Origin of the sequence: Burkholderia sp. B10 (assembly GCF_004368385.1) — a bacterium.
In the GTDB taxonomy this organism is placed as follows: Bacteria; Pseudomonadota; Gammaproteobacteria; order Burkholderiales; family Burkholderiaceae; genus Burkholderia; species Burkholderia vietnamiensis.
This window is the reverse complement of sequence record NZ_PQMX01000100.1, coordinates 1-17,575: the sequence shown is the minus strand read 5'-3', so window position 1 is coordinate 17,575 and position 17,575 is coordinate 1. Positions and strand designations below refer to the sequence as shown.

Genomic DNA, 17,575 nt, shown 5'->3' with positions numbered 1-17,575 from the left:
CTGCACGCCCTCCTGCCCCGCGCGTCCCCCTCACCGCGGCGCATGCGTATCCTCATCGGCGGGAAAGAAGCGAATGTCCGTTAGTTGCGCGATGCCGTCGAGGTCCGGAAAGATCGTCCCGATGCTCACGCCCACGCCCGCCAGCTCGCGCCGGATCGCGGCGAAGCATTCGCCGGGCACGACGATCCGCGTGAGGCGCCCGGCAAGCGCCCGATCTTCGTCGAGCGGCGTGCAGCACCGCGCGTCGGCGTCGTAGCGATGGATCGTGAACCAGCCGTCCTGCGCGGTGATGCGCGGCATCACGTGACGCGGCCGGAATACCGTGGTGCGCGTCACCGCCAGCGGCGCGCGCCGCTCGGCGGCCGTCGCGATGTCGTCGGCGTCGTGCGACAGGCACCACACCGCGCCGTCGCCGCCCGTGCCGTTGGCGGTCCTGACCGCGAACCACAGCGCGGCCAGCGCGTTGCCCGACCAGTCGAGCAGTCGCGTGCGCATCCCGTGCTGCTGCGCGAGCGCGAGCCAGTCGCAGGCGTCGAGGTTCGGCGCAGGATCGAGATGCGGCAGCGCGCGCCGCGTGAACTCGTCGAGCATCCGCGCCTCGAGGTCGGGCGACGCGCACTGGCGCGCGATGCTCGGCACGAGCGGCCAGCCGGCGTTGCATTGCCCGCGAAACAGCCGCGACGGCGTCCCGTCCCGCGCCGCGCCGAGCGCGGTGATGTAGCTCGCGATGCTGTCGATCGTCGGCCCCGCCTTGCCCGCATCACGCCCCATCGCGCGCCCCCGGTTCATTACGGTCACATGTGCTCATAGCCGACGTCGCCGCGCACCTTGCCGCGAAACACCCAGTACGACCAGCACACGTACAGCAGCAGCACGGGCAGCATGAACGCGGTGCCGATCATCAGAAATTCCTGCGACACCTGCGCCGACGCGGCCGACCACAACGTCACCGACGGCGGCGCGACGTGCGGCCACAGGCTGATGGTCAGCCCCGAGAAGCCGAGAAAGAACAGCCCGATCGACGCGACGAACGGCAGCACGTCGCGGCCGCGCCGCAACGCGCGCGCGGCGAGCCACGCAAGCCACGCGGTCAGCACCGGCACCGGCGAGAACACCAGCAGGTTCGGCCACGCGAACCAGCGCGCGGCGATGCCGCGATCGGCGAGCGGCGTCCAGACGCTGACCACGACGATGAACACGATCACGCCGACGAGCGCATGGCGCGCGCTGCGCTGCGCGGCCGCCCGCAACGGCCCTTCGCCCTTCATCACGAGCCACGTGGAGCCGAGCAGCAGATAACCGGCCACGAGGCCGGCCGCGGTGAGCAGCGGGAACGGCGCGACCCAGTCCCAGCTGGTGCCGGCGAAGCGCCCGTCGACGACCTTGAAGCCCTGCACGAACATCCCGAGCACCGCGCCCTGCGCGGCGGTCGCCACCAGCGAGCCGTACGCGAACGCGCCGCTCCAGAGCCGCTTGCGCGCGCCCGTCACGCCGCGAAACTCGAACGCGACACCGCGAAACAGCAGCCCGAGCAGCATCAGCAGCACCGGAAAGTAGACGCCCGGCACGACCACCGAAAACGCGCCGGGGAACGCCGCGAGCAGCAGCGTGCCGCCGAGCACCAGCCACGTCTCGTTGAAGTCCCACACCGGCGACACCGACGCGATCATCACGTCGCGCTCGGCTTCGTCGGTGCGCCAGAAGAACAGCATCCCGACGCCGAGATCGAAGCCGTCGAGCAGCACGTACATCAGCACCGACAACGCGAGCACGCCGGCCCACAACGGTACGAGGTCAAGCCCTGTCATGGTTCGCCTCCTGTTGCGCGGCGCCGCTGCCCGACACGGCCGACAGCGGGCGCGCGGCGCGCGCGGACGCATCGTCTTCGGGCGCCGCCGCATGCGCGCGGACCGGCGCGCTCGGCCCGATGCGCACGAGCCTGCGCAGCAGCACGAAGCCCGAGCCGAAAATCACGATGTAGCTGACCACGTAGAGCGCGAGCGACAGCGCGACGTCAGCGGTCGTCAGCGACGGCGTGACCGAATCGGCGGTGCGCATCAGCCCGTACACCGTCCACGGCTGCCGGCCGGCTTCGGTCGTGGTCCATCCGGCCAGCACCGCGACGAAGCCGATCGGGATCGCCGCCCGGCATGCGCCCAGCCAGCCGCGCCGCTCGTACAGCCGGCCGCCGCGCAGCAGCGTGAGCCCGCGCACGATGATGGCAAGCATCACGACGCCGAGCCCGACCATCAGATGGAACGCGAAGAACACGACCGCCACCGGCGGGCGACGATCGCGCGGCCAGTCCTTGAGCCCGTGCACGAGGCCGTTCCAGTCGTGCGTCAGGTACAGGCTGCCGAGCTTCGGAATCGACACCTCGAAGCGATTGGTTTCGCTCGCTTCGTCCGGCAGCGCGAACAGCGTCGCGGGCACGCCGCGGCCGGTGTCCCACAGCCCTTCCATCGCCGCGAGCTTGGTCGGCTGATGCTCGAGCGTGTTCAAGCCGTGCGCGTCGCCGAGCACGATCTGCACCGGCACCATGATCGCGAGAAACAGCAGCGCCATCTTCACCATCACGCGGCTTTCGTCGGGCGCGCGCCGCTGCAGCAGGTAATGCGCGCCGACGCCGAGCACGACGAACGCGGTCGTCACGAGGAACGCGGTGACGGTATGCGCGAGACGATACGGAAACGACGGGCTCAGCAGCACCGACAACAGGCTGTCCGGATAAAAGCGGCCGTCGACGAGCCGGTAGCCGGTCGGCGTCTGCATCCAGCTGTTCACGGCGAGAATCCAGAACGACGACAGCAACGTGCCGAGCGCGACCATCACCGCGGACAGCGCATGCGCCCACTGCGGCACGCGCGAGCGGCCGAACAGCAGCACGCCGAGAAACGCCGATTCGAGAAAGAACGCGGTCAGCACCTCGTACGCCATGAAGCCGCCGACGACGTTCGACGTCGCCGCGACGAACCGGCTCCAGTTCGTGCCGAACTGGAACGGCATCACGATGCCGGACACGACGCCCATTCCGAACGACACCGCGAAGATCCGCAGCCAGAACGTCGACAGCCGCGCATAGACGTCGCGCCCGGTGGCCCAGCGCAGCACCTCGAGCGTCGCGATGAAGCACGACAGCCCGACGGTGAACGCGGGCAACAGGATATGCAGCGCGATCACCCAGGCGAACTGGAAGCGCGACAACAGCAATGCATCGATTTCCATGCGGTGCTTCCCCCGGTCTCGATGCGCGGCAGCGAGCCAGCGCGATGCCGCGGCGACGGGCGCGCGCGCCGCGCGAGTGCCGCCGCGCCGCCGCGGCGCGGTGGCGATCAGCGCGTCGCGCCGTGTTCCTTCTGCCAGCGTTCCATCAGCGCGATCTCGTCGCGCTGCGCGGCGATGATCCGGCTCGCGAGCTTGCGCAGCGTCGGGTCCTTGCCGTATTTCAGCTCGACCTGCGCCATGTCGATCGCGCCCTGGTGGTGCGGGGCCATGTGCGACACGAAATCGCGATCGGCGTCGCCGGTGTAGGGCGCGCCTTCCATCGCGTCCATCATCTTGCGGTCGGCGCGCTTGTAGGCGGCCGTCGACGAATCGGGCGTCGTCGCCGAAGCGGGCGGACGCAACTGGCCCCATGCCGGCGACGCGACGGCGGACACGGCCAGCAGCGCGCAGGCGGCGCGCTGCCAGATCGGGCGGGTGCTGCGGAGAATGGCTGCATGCATAAGTCGGCTCCTCGACGAAGGGTTGAACGAGCGGCGGCGGCGCTCATCGCCAGCGCGCACGCGCATGCGCGTCGCCGCGCGCCACCAGCGTGCGGATGCGATCGGCGGTGCGGCACGCGATCGCCTGGATCGTCAGCGACGGGTTCACGCCGCCGACGGTCGGAAACACCGAGCCGTCGCAGATCCACAGGTTCGGGATGTCCCAGCTGCGGCAGTCGGCATCGACGACGCTCGTGGCCGGATCGCTGCCCATCCGCGCGGTGCCCGCGAGATGGCAGGTGTCGTCGTCCTCGTGCCAGATGTCGCGCGCGCCGGCGGCTTCCAGCGAGCGGTCCATCTGCGCGAACGCGTGACGGATCATCCTGCGGTCGTTGTCGTCGTATGCATAGGTGACGCGCGCGACCGGCAGCCCGAACGCGTCGCGCTCGTCGGCGAGCGTCACACAGTTGTCGGCGCGCGGCAGCGTCTCGCCGACGATCTTCAATCCAGCCTGGAAGTTGTAGCGCGCCATCTCGCGCTTCAGCGCGTCGCCCCATAGCCCGCGCGCGGCGAGCTTTCTCGCCCATTCGATCGGCAGCGGCCCCTGGCTCATCCAGCAGTAGCCGCCGAAGAAGTCCTTGCCGTCGTCCGCGTAGTTCCAGTGTTCGGTGAGCGCGAGCGACGGCGGTCCCTTGTACCAGCGCACCTCGTCGTCCATCGTGCCCCACGACGCCTGGTTCAGCTGCGCCATCAGATAGCGGCCGACGAGGCCCGAGCTGTTCGCGAGCCCCTGCGGATGACGGCCGTTCGCGGACAGCAACAGCAGCCGCGGCGTCTCGATCGCATAGCCGGCGACGACCACGTTGCGCGCGCGCTGGAAGTGCGTGCGGCCGTCGCGCCGGTAATGCACGCCGGTGACCCGATCGCCCGCGGCCTCGATCCGCAGCGCCATCGCGAGATCGCGCACTTCGGCGCCCGCCGCGACCGCGCGCGGTATCCACGTGACGAGCGCGCTCTGTTTCGCATTGGTCGCGCAGCCGGCGATGCAGAAGCCGCGATACACGCACGGATGCGCGCGGCCGCGCGGCGCGGACAGCGTCGCGAGCGGCGTCGGCGTCCAGTCGATGCCCATGGCCTCCGCGCCGCGCGCGAGCACCAGCGCGGCCGCGTTCAGCTCGTGCGCACGGTACGGATAGCGAGGCCGCGCCGGCCCCCACGGGTAGCGGACCGGCCCGCTGATCTTCAGCGCCTGCTCGACCTCGCGGTAGTAACGCCACATCTCGCGCCAGTCGAGCGGCCAGTCGACGCCGTAGCCGAGCGCGCTGCGCGAGCGGAACCACTCGGGCCGGAACCGCAGCGACACCATCGCGAAGTGCACGGTGCTGCCGCCGATCGCGCGGCCGCTGTTGTTGGTGCCGAGCGTCAGCGGGTTCGCGCCGTCGCAGATGCGCTCGTCGGTCCAGAACAGCTTGCGCTGGTGCGACTCGTCGGACGCGAATTCCTCCAGCGGCCGCCACCACGCGCCCGCATCGAGCGCGACGACCGAGTAGCCGTGCTCGGCGAGCCGGCACGCGAGCGTGCCGCCGCCCGCGCCGGTGCCCACGATCACGAAGTCGACCGGCTCGTCGTCGCGGTACATCCGCATCGGCGACCAGCCGCCCACCCGCAACGGGTCGGGCGCGCGGCCGTCGCGGCCGCGCGGTGCGTCGGCGGCGCCGCGCGCGTCAGTGCTCATCGCGTGCGCCCTCCGCGTCCACCTGCGCTTCCCACGGATCGCGCCGGTTGAAATCCATCCGCACGTAGCCGCGCGGGCTCGCGGGGCCGCCGAAGCCGATCTCGTTCCACGCGAACGGATGGCTGTAATACGCGCCGCAGATGTCGACCAGCACGCGCTTCGCGAAGAACGTGCGCGGATCCATGCCGGCCCACGCGGCCTCGCTCTGCGCGTCGATGCGGCCTTGCTGCACGGCGCGCAGCAGCGCATCGGCGGCGTGCGCGTCGAGCGCCGCGAACGGGCGCGCGTGCGCGTGGCGCGCCATCGCATCGAGCGCGGCGAGGCCGATGCGCCACGCGGCGCGCAACGACGGCAGCCGCGCGTCGCGGAAGCCGTCGCCTTCGTCGCTCGCGAGCCGCGCATCGATCAGCGCGGCGGTCGGCACGCCGCCGGCGTCGCCCTGGCGTTGCGGCACGATGCGCGCGCACACGGCGCCGAGCGTCGCGAACTGCGCGGCATCGAGATGACGCGGCGCCGTGGCGGCGACCTGCAGGCGCGCATCGATCGCGCGACGTGTCGCGTCGTTCCACGACGGCGTGTCGCGCTTCGCGAGCACGTCGTAGCCGCGATAGCTGGGCAGCGCCGCTGCGTCGGTGTGTGCGGATGCATTCATCCGCGGGTCGGCCGGCTTCATCGCGCCTCCCGTTCGGCGAGCGCGGTCGCCGCAAGCCCGGCGATCGCCAGCGCCGTGAAGCTCGGCGGCGCCGGCAGCGGCGGCCCCGACAGCACGTTCTGCGACCAGTTGCGCCAGCCGCCCATCTGCCGCGCGACGCCGCGCGCATGAAACGCGACGCCGACGCAGCCGAGCACGGCCGTCGCGCGCATCCACCATCGACAAAACGGCCGCTCGCCGCGCGGGCGCGACAGCGCGATCTGCGCGGTCGCGAGCGCGGCCACCGGCGGCACGACGAGCGGCACGAACATCGCGCGATGCTGGAACGCCCCGCGAAAATGCAGCAAGCCGACTTCGCCGAGCGTCCCGACGAGGCCGGCCGCGACCAGCCCGGCGAGCGCGCGCCCGCCCGGCAGGCCGGCCAGGCGCGGCGCGTCGGCCGGGCACGCGCGCAGCCGCTCGCCCGCGGCGCCGAGCATGCCCGACAGCAGCAGCGCGAACGGCGCACCGAGCGGCGCGCCGTAGAACAGGTTGTGCCAGCTGAAGCCGCCCGGCCGCTTCGTCACGTTGTAGACGTGGAACGCCGAGCCGGCCACGCCGACCGCGGCCGACGCGAGATGCACCGCATCGCGCAGCCGGTGGCGCTCGGGCGTGTCATCGGCATGGCCGTGCACGCTCGCGAGCACCGACAGCGTCGACGCGATCAGCGGCGCGACCATCGCGCGGTTGTGGAGCGTGCCGCGATAGTGCTCGACGCCGCTGTCGGCGAGCACCGATCCGGCCAGCAGCAGCGCGCTGCGATTGAGCAGCCGCGCGGCATCGGTCAGCAACCGGTCGTGCTCGGCTTCGCGCTGTCGGCGATGTTGCATTCGTCCTCCTCGCTCGTGGCGGTGGTGGGTCGCGCGGGTTCGTCAGAGCGCGAAGCCGGCGACGTCGGCTTCGCGCAGTTCGAGGCCGAGCCCCGCGCGCGTCGCATCGATTTCGAGTGCGCCGTCGACCAGCTGCGGCGCACCGTCGAACATCATTCGCTCGATCCGCACGTGATCGTGAAACCACTCGACGTGACGCATCCGCGGCGCGACGCAACCGACGTGCCGGTGCAGCGCCGGCGCGCAGTGGGCCGACAGGTCGACGTGGTGCGCCGCGGCCAGCGCGCCGGCCGCCAGAAAACCGCTGACGCCGCCGCAGCGCGTCGCATCGGCTTGCAGCACGTCGACCGCGCGGCCTTCGAGCAGGCGCCGGAAGTCGTCGGGCGTGTACGCGTATTCGCCCGCCGCGACGTCGATCTGCGCGCCGACGTGCTCGCGCACGAAGCGCAGCCCGTCAACGTCGTCGCTGCTGACCGGCTCCTCGAACCAGCGGATCGCGCAGTCGGCCGCCGCGTCCGCGAACGCCAGCGCCGTGCGCGGCGCATACGCGCCATTCGCGTCGACGAACAGGTCGACGTCGGGGCCGAGCGCGGCGCGCGCGACCCGCACGCGCGACGGGTCGCGCGCATCGTCCGTGCCGATCTTGATCTTGCATGCATGCACGCCGTCGCTGCGCCAGGCTTCGAGCTGCGCCGCGAGCGTCGCGTCGTCGTAGGTGGTGAAGCCGCCGCTGCCGTACACCGGCACGCGCTCGCGCGCACGGCCGAGCAGCATCGCCAGCGGCACGCCGGCGAGCTTCGCCTTCGCGTCCCACAGCGCCGTGTCGAGCGCGGAAATCGCGGTGGCCGCGATGCCGGCCCGCCCGACGTTGCGCACCGCGCGCCACAGCGCGTCGACGGCAGCCGGAATGTCGACGAGCGGCCGGTTGCGCAACACGCCTGCAAGGAGCGACGTCGCGAGCGTCGCGGCGCTCGCGTCGCTGTACGTGTAGCCGAGGCCGGTGACGCCCGCCGCGTCGATCTCGACGACGACGATCGTCGTCGCCGTCCACGCATAGGTGCCGTCGGCCTCGGGCCGATCGGTCGGCACGCGGTACGCGCGGGCGCGCACGTCGTCGATCGTCGGTGCCGCGGAAAGTGCCATCGTTGCGCTCCGGAACGCTTGCGGTTTGCTTGCGGTTGATCTGCGGGTTGCCTGTAACGACGGCGTGCAACGCGCGTGCCCGGCGCAAGCGGCCGCGCGCCGCACGGCACGGCGCTTGCGCGCCGCCCTGCAGCGCGGCGTGCGGCGAGGTCGGTTCGCGCGACGCATCGGCTCATCCGGAACCAAGGAGAATCGGCATGGCGACAGTGGCGGATTTCATCGTCGAACGGCTGTACGACTGGGGCGTGCGGCGCGTGTACGGCTACCCCGGCGACGGCATCAACGGCTTTTTCGGCGCGCTCGCGCGAGCCGGCGGCAAGATCGAATTCATCCAGGCGCGTCACGAGGAGATGGCGGCCTTCATGGCATCGGCGCATGCAAAATTTACAGGCGAGCTCGGCGTATGCGTCGCGACCTCCGGCCCCGGCGCCGCGCATCTCGTGACCGGGCTGTACGATGCGCGGCTCGATCACATGCCGGTGCTCGCGATCGTCGGCCAGCAGGCGCGCACCGCGCTCGGCGGCCATTATCAGCAGGAGGTCGATCTGCCGGCGCTGTTCAAGGACGTCGCCGGTGCTTTCGTGCAGCTTGCAGTGGTGCCCGGCCAGGTGCGCCATCTCGTCGACCGCGCGGTGCGCACCGCGCTCGGCGCGCGCACGGTCACGGCGCTGGTGCTGCCGAACGATCTGCAGGAGCTCGACTACGCGCCGCCGAAGCGCGCGCACGGCACCGTCCATTCGGGCGTCGGCTATACGCGGCCGAAGGTCGTGCCGTACGCGGACGACCTGCAGCGCGCGGCCGACGTGCTCAACGCCGGCAAGAAGGTCGCGATGCTGGTGGGCGCCGGCGCGCTGCACGCGACCGACGACGTGATCGCGGTGGCCGACCGGCTCGGCGCGGGCGCCGCGAAGGCGTTGCTCGGCAAGGCCGCGTTGCCGGACGACCTGCCGTGGGTGACCGGCTCGATCGGGCTGCTCGGCACCAAGCCGAGCTACGAGCTGATGAACGAATGCGACACGCTGCTGGTGGTCGGCTCCGGCTTCCCCTACTCGGAGTTTCTGCCCAAGGAGGGCCAGGCGCGCGGCGTGCAGATCGATCTGAAGGCCGACATGCTGAGCCTGCGCTATCCGATGGAAGTGAACCTCGTCGGCGACAGCGCCGAGACGCTGCGCGCACTGCTGCCGCTGCTGAAGGAGCGGCAGGACACCGCGTGGCGCGACCGGATCGCCAAATGGAATGCCGACTGGCACGACACGCTCGCCGCGCGCGCGGCCGCGAAGGCGAGCGCGGGCCGCGGCGTGAACCCGCAGCGCGCGTTCACCGAGCTGTCGCCGCGCCTGCCCGCCGACGTGATCCTGACGAGCGATTCGGGTTCCTGCGCGAACTGGTATGCGCGCGACCTGATGATCCGGCGCGGGATGATGGGCTCGCTGTCGGGCGGCCTGGCGTCGATGGGCGCGGCCGTGCCGTATGCGATCGCCGCGAAGTTCGCGTATCCGCTGCGCCCGGTGATCGCGATGGTCGGCGACGGCGCGATGCAGATGAACAACATGGCCGAGCTGATCACCGTCGCGAAATACTGGCGGCAATGGGCCGATCCGCGCTGGATCTGCATGGTGCTGAACAACGAGGACCTGAACCAGGTCACGTGGGAACAGCGCGTGATGGAAGGCGATCCGAAGTTCGACACGTCGCAGCAGATTCCGAACGTGCCGTACTACCGCTTCGCGACGCTGGTCGGGCTCAAGGGCATCTACGTCGACGATCCGGAACAGCTCGGCGCCGCGTGGGACGAAGCGCTCGCGTCCGACCGGCCGGTCGTGCTCGAAGTGAAGAGCGATCCGGAAGTGCCGCCGCTGCCGCCGCACGTCACGCTGCAGCAGGCGAAGCACTTCGCGCAGGCGCTCGTGAAGGGCGACCCGCGCGAAGCGAACGTGATCGTCGAAACCGCGCGGCAGGTGTTGTCGGCCGTGCTGCCGGGCAACGGCGAGCGCGGCGGCGACGGGCACAAGGGCGAGTCGTAGGCGTACGCGGCGGCCGACGGCGGATCGATGCGGCAGCGTCAGCGACGATCGCCGCTGCCGCTGCCGTCGTCGCCTTCGTCGCGCTGCAACGCGAGCGCCGCGTTCACGAGCCCGACATGCGCGAGCGTGAACGGAAAATTGCCGCACATGCGCCGTGCGTCGACGTCGTATTCCTCGGCGAGCAAGCCCACGTCGTTGCGCAGTGCGAGCAGGCGTTCGAACAAGGCGCGCGCGTCGGCGTCGCGGCGCTGCATCCCATACACCTGCGCGAGCCAGAAGCCGGCGGCAACGAACGCGCCCTCGTCGCCCTCGCAACCATCGGCGAAATGCGACGACCGGTAGCGCAGCGGCAGGCCGTCGACCAGCAGCTCGCGCTCGATCGCGGCGACGGTCGCCGCGACCCGCGGGTCCGACGCGTCGAGCATGCCGGTCAGCGGAATCAGCAACAGGCTTGCGTCGAGGCCGTCGCCGTCGTAGCGATCGACGAAGCGGCCGAGCTGCGCATGGTAGCCGTGCGCGAGCACGTCGGCGCGTACTTCGTCGGCCCAGCGCCGCCAGGCGTCGAGCGGCGCGCGATGGCCGAACGCGCGTGCGGAGTTGGATGCGCTTTCGATGGCCGCCCACACCATCACCTTCGACGACGTGAAGCGGTGCCGGCCGCTGCGCACCTCCCAGATCCCTTCGTCGGGCTCGCGCCAGATCGTCGCGAGATGCTCGAGCAGCCGCCGTTCGAGCAGCCACGCGTCGTCGTCGGGCGGCAGTCCGTGCCGGCGCGCATGGTACAGCGCGCCGAGCACCTCGCCGTACACGTCGAGCTGCAACTGCCCGGCCGCCGCGTTGCCGAAGCGCACCGGCTGCGCGCCTTCGTAGCCGGCCAGATGCGCGGCCTGCCACTCGTCCGCGCGCCGGCTGCCGTCCGCCCCGTACAGCACGCGCAATTGCGCCGGGTGATCGGCGATCGCGCGCACCAGCCAGTCGCGCCAGCGCGCGGCTTCGGCGCGATAGCCGCAGCGCGCGAACGCGCGCAACGTGAAGCTCGCGTCGCGCAGCCAGCAGAACCGGTAATCCCAGTTGCGTGCGCCGCCCAGGCGCTCGGGCAGCGAGCTGGTCGGCGCCGCGACGATGCCGCCGGTGCGCACGCTCGACAGCAGCTTCACCGTGATCAGCGCGCGCTCGATCGCGTAGCGATACGGGCCCTGCGCCGCGTTGCAGGCCGACCACTCGCGCCAGAACGCGTGCGTGTCGCCCAACGACGCGTACGCGTCGGGCACCGCCGGCGGCCCGTCGTACGAGCGCGCGTAGCTGATGCACAGCTGCGCGCGCTCGCCGGCCGCGATGCGCTGCGTGCCGACCAGCCGGTCGGCCCGCACGTCGAGCCGCACGTCGCTGTCGACCCACATCGCGTCGCCGCCCGTCATCATCCGCCAGCGCCGGCCGACGCGTTGGCACCACGGCAACGCACGGCCGTAATCGAAGCGCACGCCGAGATCGACGTCGAGCGTCACGGTGCCGCGCTCGCCGCGCACGCTGCGGATCAGGCACGGGTCGCGCGCGGCCCAGCTCATCCAGTCGAGCACGCGCACGCAGCCGGTCGACGTGTCGAAGGTCGTCTCGAGTATCGCGGTGCCGGGCAGATAGCGACGCGTGACGCGGGCGGGCGGCTCGCACGGCGCGATGCGCAAGCGGCCGTTCGCCGGCGTGCCGACGAGCGCGGCGAAGCACGGCGGCGAATCGAAGTCGGGCCAGCACAGCCAGTCGATGCTGCCGTCGCGCGCGACCAGCGCGGCGCTGCGGCCGTCGCCGATCAACGCGTAGTCCTCGATGCGCACCGCGCTCACCGTTTGAGCCGGCGCGCGGCGACGAAGCCCGCCGCCAGCAGCGCGCCCACCGCGCCGTACGCGAGCGCGCGCGACGTGCCGAGCCCGGCGTTGGCGCCGCTGCGGCGCGCTTCGGCGCCGAAGGCGCCGCGCGTCGCATGACGGCCGGGCACCGTATGCCACAGGTTCGATTCGCGCGGGCCGGCCGGCGTGTCGCGTTGCTGGCCGCGCACGGCCGTATGGGCGAGATAGCGGTCGAAGCAGCCGGGCGCGAGCGCGTTCGCGACGATCGCGGCCAGCGACGACCAGCCGACCCAGCGCTCGCGGCCCGGATGGCGCGCGGCGCGCACGATCGCGTCGGCCGCCACTTCGGGCGCATAGACGGGTGCGACCGGGCGCGGCTCGTGCGGCAGCGTGGAGGCGGCCCAGTCGAACTGCGGCGTGTCGATCGCCGGCAACTGCACCATCGTCACGCGCACGCGGCTGCGCGCATTCAGCAGCTCGCAGCGCAATGCGTCGGTGAAGCCGCGGATCGCGTGTTTCGCGCCGCAGTACGGCGCCTGCAGCGGAATCGACCGGTAGGCGAGCGCGGAGCCGACCTGCACGATCGTGCCGCGGTTGCGCGGCGTCATCCGCGCGAGCGCCGCGCGCGTGCCGTACACGCAGCCGAGATAGGTGACCGCCGTCACGCGCGCATAGTCGTCGGGGGCGATCTCGTCGAACGGCGCGAACACCGTGACCATCGCGTTGTTGACCCACACGTCGAGCGGCCCGAGTTCGTTTTCGATGCGCTCGGCGGCGGCGTCGAGCGCGGCGGCGTCGCTGACGTCGACGGCGATCGGCAGCGCCTCGACGCCATACGCACGCACTTCGCACGCGGTGTCGTGCAGCGCGCGCGGATCGCGCGCCAGCAGCGCGACGTTGGCGCCGCACCGCGCGAACGCGTGCGCGCACGCGCGGCCCACGCCGGCGCTCGCGCCGGTGATCGCAACCGTCTTCACCGTCTTCACGATGAGGTCCTCCCGTCGGTTCATGGTGTCCGGGCTGGCGCAGCAAGCGACGTGCCGCGCGCCGCACCGAACGCGGCGCGCACGCGCGTGGCCGCGAGGTCGACGCCCGTTTTACAAGCGCGCTGTAACGCCGCGGACGTTGCGCACGCAACGCGCAGCGCGTCGGCGTCCGCCGGGCGCGCGCACGGGAATTGCTTCGCCGCGACACGCGTGCGGCGAGAGCCGCCGCATCACACCAGGAGCCGCCGTTGTTCGTGCCGCCGTTCATGAACGTGTGCCGTATCGCCCGCATCGGCTCGACCGCGTGCGCGCTCGCGCCGTCGCTCGCGCATGCCGCCGGCGCGGCAGCCGCGCCGGCCGGCCCGTTGCCGCTCGCGTACGTCGCGCATGCGGCCGGGCCGGGCGCGCGGCCGGTGCTGGTTCTGGGCTGGGCGTTGCTGGCGCTGTGCACGCTGGTGTGCGTGACGATCGCCGTACTGCTGGCGCTCGCGATCTTCCGGCGCCGGCGGCGCGCGGCCGGCCCGCGCAGCGGGCTGACCATCGTGACGGTCGGCACGGCCGTTTCGATCGTGCTGCTGTTCGGCGCGCTCGTCTACATGCTGCGCGTGCTCGCGGTGGTGGCCGCGCCGCCGCGGCCGCCAGCGCTGACGATCGGCGTGACCGCGCACGACTGGTGGTGGGCCGTCCGCTATCCGGCCGATGCGGACGGCGCGGCGTTCGTCACCGCGAACGAAATACACATCCCGGTCGGCGAACCGGTGCTCGTCGAACTGACGAGCGCCGACGTGATCCACGCGTTCTGGGTGCCGCAACTCGCCGGCAAGACGCAGACGATCCCCGGCCAGACCAATCGCCAGTGGCTGCAGGCCGACCAGCCGGGCGTCTATCGCGGGCAGTGCTCGCAGTACTGCGGCGCGCAGCATGCGCACATGGCGTTCGAGGTCGTGGCCGAGCCGCCCGCCGCGTTTCGCGCGTGGCTCGCCGCGCAGCGGCAGCCGGCGCCGGCTGACGCCGCCGGCCCGGAGCTGCGCGGCCGGCGCCTGTTCACCGAACGCTGCGCCGGCTGCCACGCGGTGCGCGGCACCGACGCGACCGGCGATGCGGGGCCCGACCTGACACACGTCGGTTCGCGCCGGCTGCTCGCGGCCGGCACGCTGGAGAACACGCCGGCCAACCTGCGCGACTGGATCGCCCATGCGCAGCAGCGCAAGCCGCAAACGCTGATGCCGTCGTTCGCGCTCGCGCCGCGCGACGCCGACGATCTTGCCGCCTATCTCGCAACCCTGCACTGAACGGAGGATGACGATGGCCGTTGCCCGCGACACGCGCCCCGCGCTCAGCCGCGTGCCCGACCTCGGCGACGCGCCGCCGGGCTCCGAGCACGAGCGGGCGCTCGCCGAGCTGTGGGAGTCGGCGCCCGGCTGGCGCGGCTGGCTCGGCACGGTGGACCACAAGCGCATCGGCATTCGCTACATCGTCACCGCGTTCGCGTTCCTGTTGCTCGGCGGCGTCGAGGCGCTCGTGATGCGCATCCAGCTCGCGCGGCCGAACGCGACGGTGCTCACCCCGGCGCAGTACGACTCGCTGTTCACGATGCACGGCGTCACGATGATCTTCCTGTACGCGCTGCCGGTGCTGTCCGGCTTCGCGAACTACCTGTGGCCGCTGATGCTCGGCTCGCGCGACATGGCGTTCCCGCGGCTCAACGCGTTCTCGTACTGGGTGTTCCTGTTCGCCGGGCTGTTCCTGTACGCGAGCTTTCCGCTCGGCGCGGTGCCCGACGGCGGCTGGTTCAACTACGTGCCGCTCACGTCGCTCGACTACAGCGCGGGCGCGAACATCGACATCTACGCGCTCGGGATGATCCTGCTCGGCATCTCGACGACGGGCGGCGCCGCGAACTTCGTCGTCACGCTGTTGCGCATGCGTGCGCACGGCATGTCGATCGACCGGCTGCCGATCATCGTCTGGGGCACGCTGACCGCGTCGGTCGCGAACCTCGTGGCGGTGCCGTCGGTGAGCCTCGCGTTCCTGCTGCTGTGGCTCGACCGCAATGCCGGCACGCATTTCTTCGACGTCGCGCACGGCGGCCGGCCGCTGCTGTGGCAGCACCTGTTCTGGATGTTCGCGCACCCGTGGGTGTACGTCGTCGTGCTGCCGGCGATGGGCATCGTGTCGGACGCGCTGCCGACGTTCTGTCGCCGCCCGCTCGTCGCGTACGAAGCCGTCGCGGTATCGACGGTCGCGACGATGCTGATCGGCTTCGAGGTCTGGGTGCATCACATGTTCGCGACCGGCATCGCGCCGCTCGCGCTCGCGTTCTTCGGCGCGGCCAGCATGCTGATCTCGATCCCGAGCGCGGTCGCCGTGTTCGCGTGGATCGCGACGATCTGGACCGGCCGACCGGTGTTTCGCACGCCGTTCCTCTATTTCGCGGGCTTCGTGCTGATGTTCGTGATCGGCGGCGTGTCGGGCGTGATGACCGCCGCGGTGCCGCTCGACTGGCAGCTCACCGACACGTATTTCGTCGTCGCGCACCTGCATTACGTGCTGCTCGGGATCAACGTGTTTCCCGTGCTCGGCGGCGTGACGTACTGGTTCCCGAAGTTCACGGGCCGGCTGATGAACGAGCGCTTCGGCCGGCTGACGTTCTGGGTCGTGCTGGTCGGCTTCAATCTCGGTTTCTTCCCGATGCACGTGTCGGGGCTGCTCGGCATGCCGCGGCGCGTCTACACGTACCCGTCCGGGATGGGCTGGGACACGTCGAACCTGCTCACCACGATCGGCTCGTTCGTGTTCGGCATCGGCATCGTGATGTTCGTCGTCAACGCGCTCGTCAGCGCGCGGCGCGGCCAGCGCGCCGGCGCGAACCCGTGGGGCGCGGCCGGGCTCGAATGGTCGGTCGCGTCGCCGGCGCCGGCGTACAACTTCGCGGTGCTGCCGCTCGTCGCGTCGCGGCATCCGCTGTGGGAAACGCGCGACGCCGCGCAGCGCAGCAGCATGCGGGTCGGCTATCGGCTCGCGCACGGCCGCGAGGCGCTGGCAGTCACGCCGCTCGCGGCGAAGCCGAGCGCGATCCTCAAGATGCCCGACGACAGCTGCGTGCCGTTCGTGCTCGCGCTGCTGTCCAGCGCCGTCTTCGCGGCGATGCTCGCGCGCTCGCCCGCGCTCGTGTGCGCGGCGACGGCCGGCTGCGCGATCGCGACCGCCGCATGGCTGTGGCCGCGCGACACGCTCGGACAACGCGCACGCGCGGCTGCGCGCGACGCGACGCCGGTGCCGGCCGCGACGGCCGCGGCGCATCCCGATGATCCGCCTTCGGTGCGGTTGCCGCCCGGCGCGCCCGCCGCCTGCGCCGCACCGCTGCCGGTCGGCAGTTGCGGCACGCGCGCGGGCGGCTGGTGGGGTGTGCTGACGCTGGTCGCGACCGAGGCCGCGCTGTTCGGCTACCTGCTGTTCTGCTACTTCTACCTGCAATCGCAATGGGCCGCGCCCTGGCCGCCCGAAGGAATGCCGAAGCTCGGCCTCGCGGCCGGCAACACGGTCGTGCTGCTGTCGAGCAGCGTGTTCGTGTGGCTCGCCGAGCGCGCCGTGCGCGCGGGCAAGCGGCCGCGCGCGGTGGCGGCGCTCGCGGTCGCGCTGGCGCTCGGCATCGCGTTCGCGCTCGTGCAGCTGCACGAGTGGCGCACTCATCCTTACGGGCCGACCGCGCATCTGTACGGCAGCCTGTACTTCACGATCACGGGCTTTCACCTCGCGCACGTGGCGGCCGGCCTCGTGATTCTGGCGCTGCTGACCGGCTGGACTGCCGCGGGCTTCTTCGGCCGCGAGCGACGCGTCGCGCTGACGGTCGGCGGCCTCTACTGGCACTTCGTCGACGTCGTGTGGCTGTTCATCTTCACTGCGCTGTACGTATCGCCGTACTGGCTGCGGAGGCCGGGATGAACGGCATGCGACGCGCGTGGACACCGCTGCTCGCGATCGCGGCCGGCCTGGTCGGCGCGCCGGCGCTGTGGTTCGCGCAGATGCTCGTGTCCGAGACGCTCGCGTCGACGGCGTGCTATCCGCTCGGCGTCGCGCAGGCCGCGCCGCGCTGGGCGCACGTCGGCGTGTGGCTCGCGTTGATCGCGGCCGCTGCGTTCGCGCTCGCGGCCGCGTGCGCGGCGTGGGCCGTGCGCGCGTGGCGGCGCGCGCACGATCGCGCGGCGCAACCCGAGACGCGCCACGACAGCACGCGCTTCCTCGCGCGCTGCGCGATGCTCGCCGCGCTCGGGTTCGTGGTGGGCCTCGTGTTCACCGGCATCGTCACCGCTTTCCTGGGGCCGTGCAGTCCATGGCGCTGATCTCGTACGCTTCGTTTCTGGTGCGGCGACGCCGTGCGGCGCTCGCCGCCGCACTGTGCGCGACGCTCGCCGCATGCGACATGCAACAGGACGACCGCGCGCTGTCCGGTGGTGAGGCGGCCGACGCGGCGTCGGCTGTCGAAGCGCCCGAGCCCGCGTCGGGCTGGCGCTTCGTGAGGATTGCTGGGGTGGCGGATGCCGGGCCGTCGATGTCGGCGCGGGTGGAAGAAGATCCGCGGCTTGCGCAGCGACGGCGGGCGGTGGTGGGGGCTTCGGGT

General features: G+C 71.9%; 14 protein-coding genes and 1 pseudogene. 5 read left to right on the top strand and 10 right to left on the bottom strand.

Annotation, left to right across the window (positions count from 1 at the left end; translation table 11 throughout):
* Positions 1 to 30 precede the first annotated feature (30 nt).
* From C3Y15_RS28915 to C3Y15_RS28880, 8 genes are all read right to left on the bottom strand, one after another.
* Entirely contained in the window at positions 31 to 771 is a 741-nt protein-coding gene (locus C3Y15_RS28915) for an FRG domain-containing protein (RefSeq protein ID WP_011879981.1), read from the bottom strand.
* Positions 772 to 794: 23 nt separating this feature from the next.
* Positions 795 to 1,808 carry a cytochrome d ubiquinol oxidase subunit II gene (locus C3Y15_RS28910; RefSeq protein WP_011879980.1) on the bottom strand — a complete coding sequence of 338 codons (1,014 nt, stop codon included), beginning with the start codon at positions 1,806 to 1,808 and terminating at the stop codon, positions 795 to 797.
* Positions 1,795 to 3,225, bottom strand: coding sequence for a cytochrome ubiquinol oxidase subunit I (locus C3Y15_RS28905; protein ID WP_011879979.1), 1,431 nt, complete (start codon positions 3,223 to 3,225; stop codon positions 1,795 to 1,797). The genes C3Y15_RS28910 and C3Y15_RS28905 overlap by 14 nt, the downstream gene beginning before the upstream one ends.
* A gap of 107 nt (positions 3,226 to 3,332) precedes the next feature.
* Positions 3,333 to 3,725 (bottom strand): DUF305 domain-containing protein, encoded by a 393-nt coding sequence (locus C3Y15_RS28900; protein WP_011879978.1) that lies wholly within the window; start codon positions 3,723 to 3,725, stop codon positions 3,333 to 3,335.
* A gap of 43 nt (positions 3,726 to 3,768) precedes the next feature.
* Positions 3,769 to 5,439, bottom strand: a complete 1,671-nt coding sequence (locus C3Y15_RS28895; protein WP_046426853.1) for a GMC family oxidoreductase — start codon at positions 5,437 to 5,439, stop codon at positions 3,769 to 3,771.
* Positions 5,429 to 6,091: a gluconate 2-dehydrogenase subunit 3 family protein gene (locus C3Y15_RS28890; protein ID WP_059581676.1), complete on the bottom strand. Its 663-nt coding sequence runs from the start codon at positions 6,089 to 6,091 to the stop codon at positions 5,429 to 5,431. Before C3Y15_RS28890 ends, C3Y15_RS28895 begins: the two co-directional genes overlap by 11 nt.
* A gap of 17 nt (positions 6,092 to 6,108) precedes the next feature.
* Positions 6,109 to 6,960: a hypothetical protein gene (locus tag C3Y15_RS28885; RefSeq protein WP_124259953.1), complete on the bottom strand. Its 852-nt coding sequence runs from the start codon at positions 6,958 to 6,960 to the stop codon at positions 6,109 to 6,111.
* A gap of 42 nt (positions 6,961 to 7,002) precedes the next feature.
* On the bottom strand, positions 7,003 to 8,103 hold the full coding sequence (locus C3Y15_RS28880) for an enolase C-terminal domain-like protein (protein WP_124259954.1): 1,101 nt from the start codon (positions 8,101 to 8,103) through the stop codon (positions 7,003 to 7,005).
* Positions 8,104 to 8,300: 197 nt separating this feature from the next.
* Here C3Y15_RS28880 and C3Y15_RS28875 point away from each other — a divergent pair, with 197 nt between their 5' ends.
* Complete coding sequence (locus C3Y15_RS28875; RefSeq protein ID WP_059456222.1) at positions 8,301 to 10,127, top strand: thiamine pyrophosphate-requiring protein; 1,827 nt, start codon at positions 8,301 to 8,303, stop codon at positions 10,125 to 10,127.
* Positions 10,128 to 10,165: 38 nt separating this feature from the next.
* On the opposite strand, the gene C3Y15_RS28870 is transcribed toward C3Y15_RS28875, so the two are convergent.
* A complete protein-coding gene (locus C3Y15_RS28870; RefSeq protein ID WP_124259955.1) occupies positions 10,166 to 11,965 on the bottom strand; it encodes a glycoside hydrolase family 15 protein in 1,800 nt (599 codons plus the stop codon).
* Positions 11,962 to 12,945 (bottom strand): SDR family oxidoreductase, encoded by a 984-nt coding sequence (locus C3Y15_RS28865; protein WP_124259997.1) that lies wholly within the window; start codon positions 12,943 to 12,945, stop codon positions 11,962 to 11,964. Before C3Y15_RS28865 ends, C3Y15_RS28870 begins: the two co-directional genes overlap by 4 nt.
* Positions 12,946 to 13,220: 275 nt before the next feature.
* On the opposite strand from C3Y15_RS28865, the gene coxB reads away from it, so the two are divergent.
* The 4 genes and pseudogenes from coxB to C3Y15_RS28845 all read left to right on the top strand — a co-directional run.
* Positions 13,221 to 14,246 carry a cytochrome c oxidase subunit II gene (gene coxB, locus C3Y15_RS28860; RefSeq protein ID WP_124259998.1) on the top strand — a complete coding sequence of 342 codons (1,026 nt, stop codon included), beginning with the start codon at positions 13,221 to 13,223 and terminating at the stop codon, positions 14,244 to 14,246.
* 13 nt (positions 14,247 to 14,259) lie between these two features.
* Entirely contained in the window at positions 14,260 to 16,899 is a 2,640-nt protein-coding gene (gene ctaD, locus C3Y15_RS28855; protein ID WP_124259956.1) for a cytochrome c oxidase subunit I, read from the top strand.
* Positions 16,896 to 17,297, top strand: coding sequence for a cytochrome C oxidase subunit I (locus C3Y15_RS28850; RefSeq protein ID WP_124259957.1), 402 nt, complete (start codon positions 16,896 to 16,898; stop codon positions 17,295 to 17,297). The genes ctaD and C3Y15_RS28850 overlap by 4 nt, the downstream gene beginning before the upstream one ends.
* Positions 17,288 to 17,575, top strand: a pseudogene (locus C3Y15_RS28845) (cytochrome c); the annotation flags it as partial. The gene C3Y15_RS28850 and the pseudogene C3Y15_RS28845, both read left to right, overlap by 10 nt.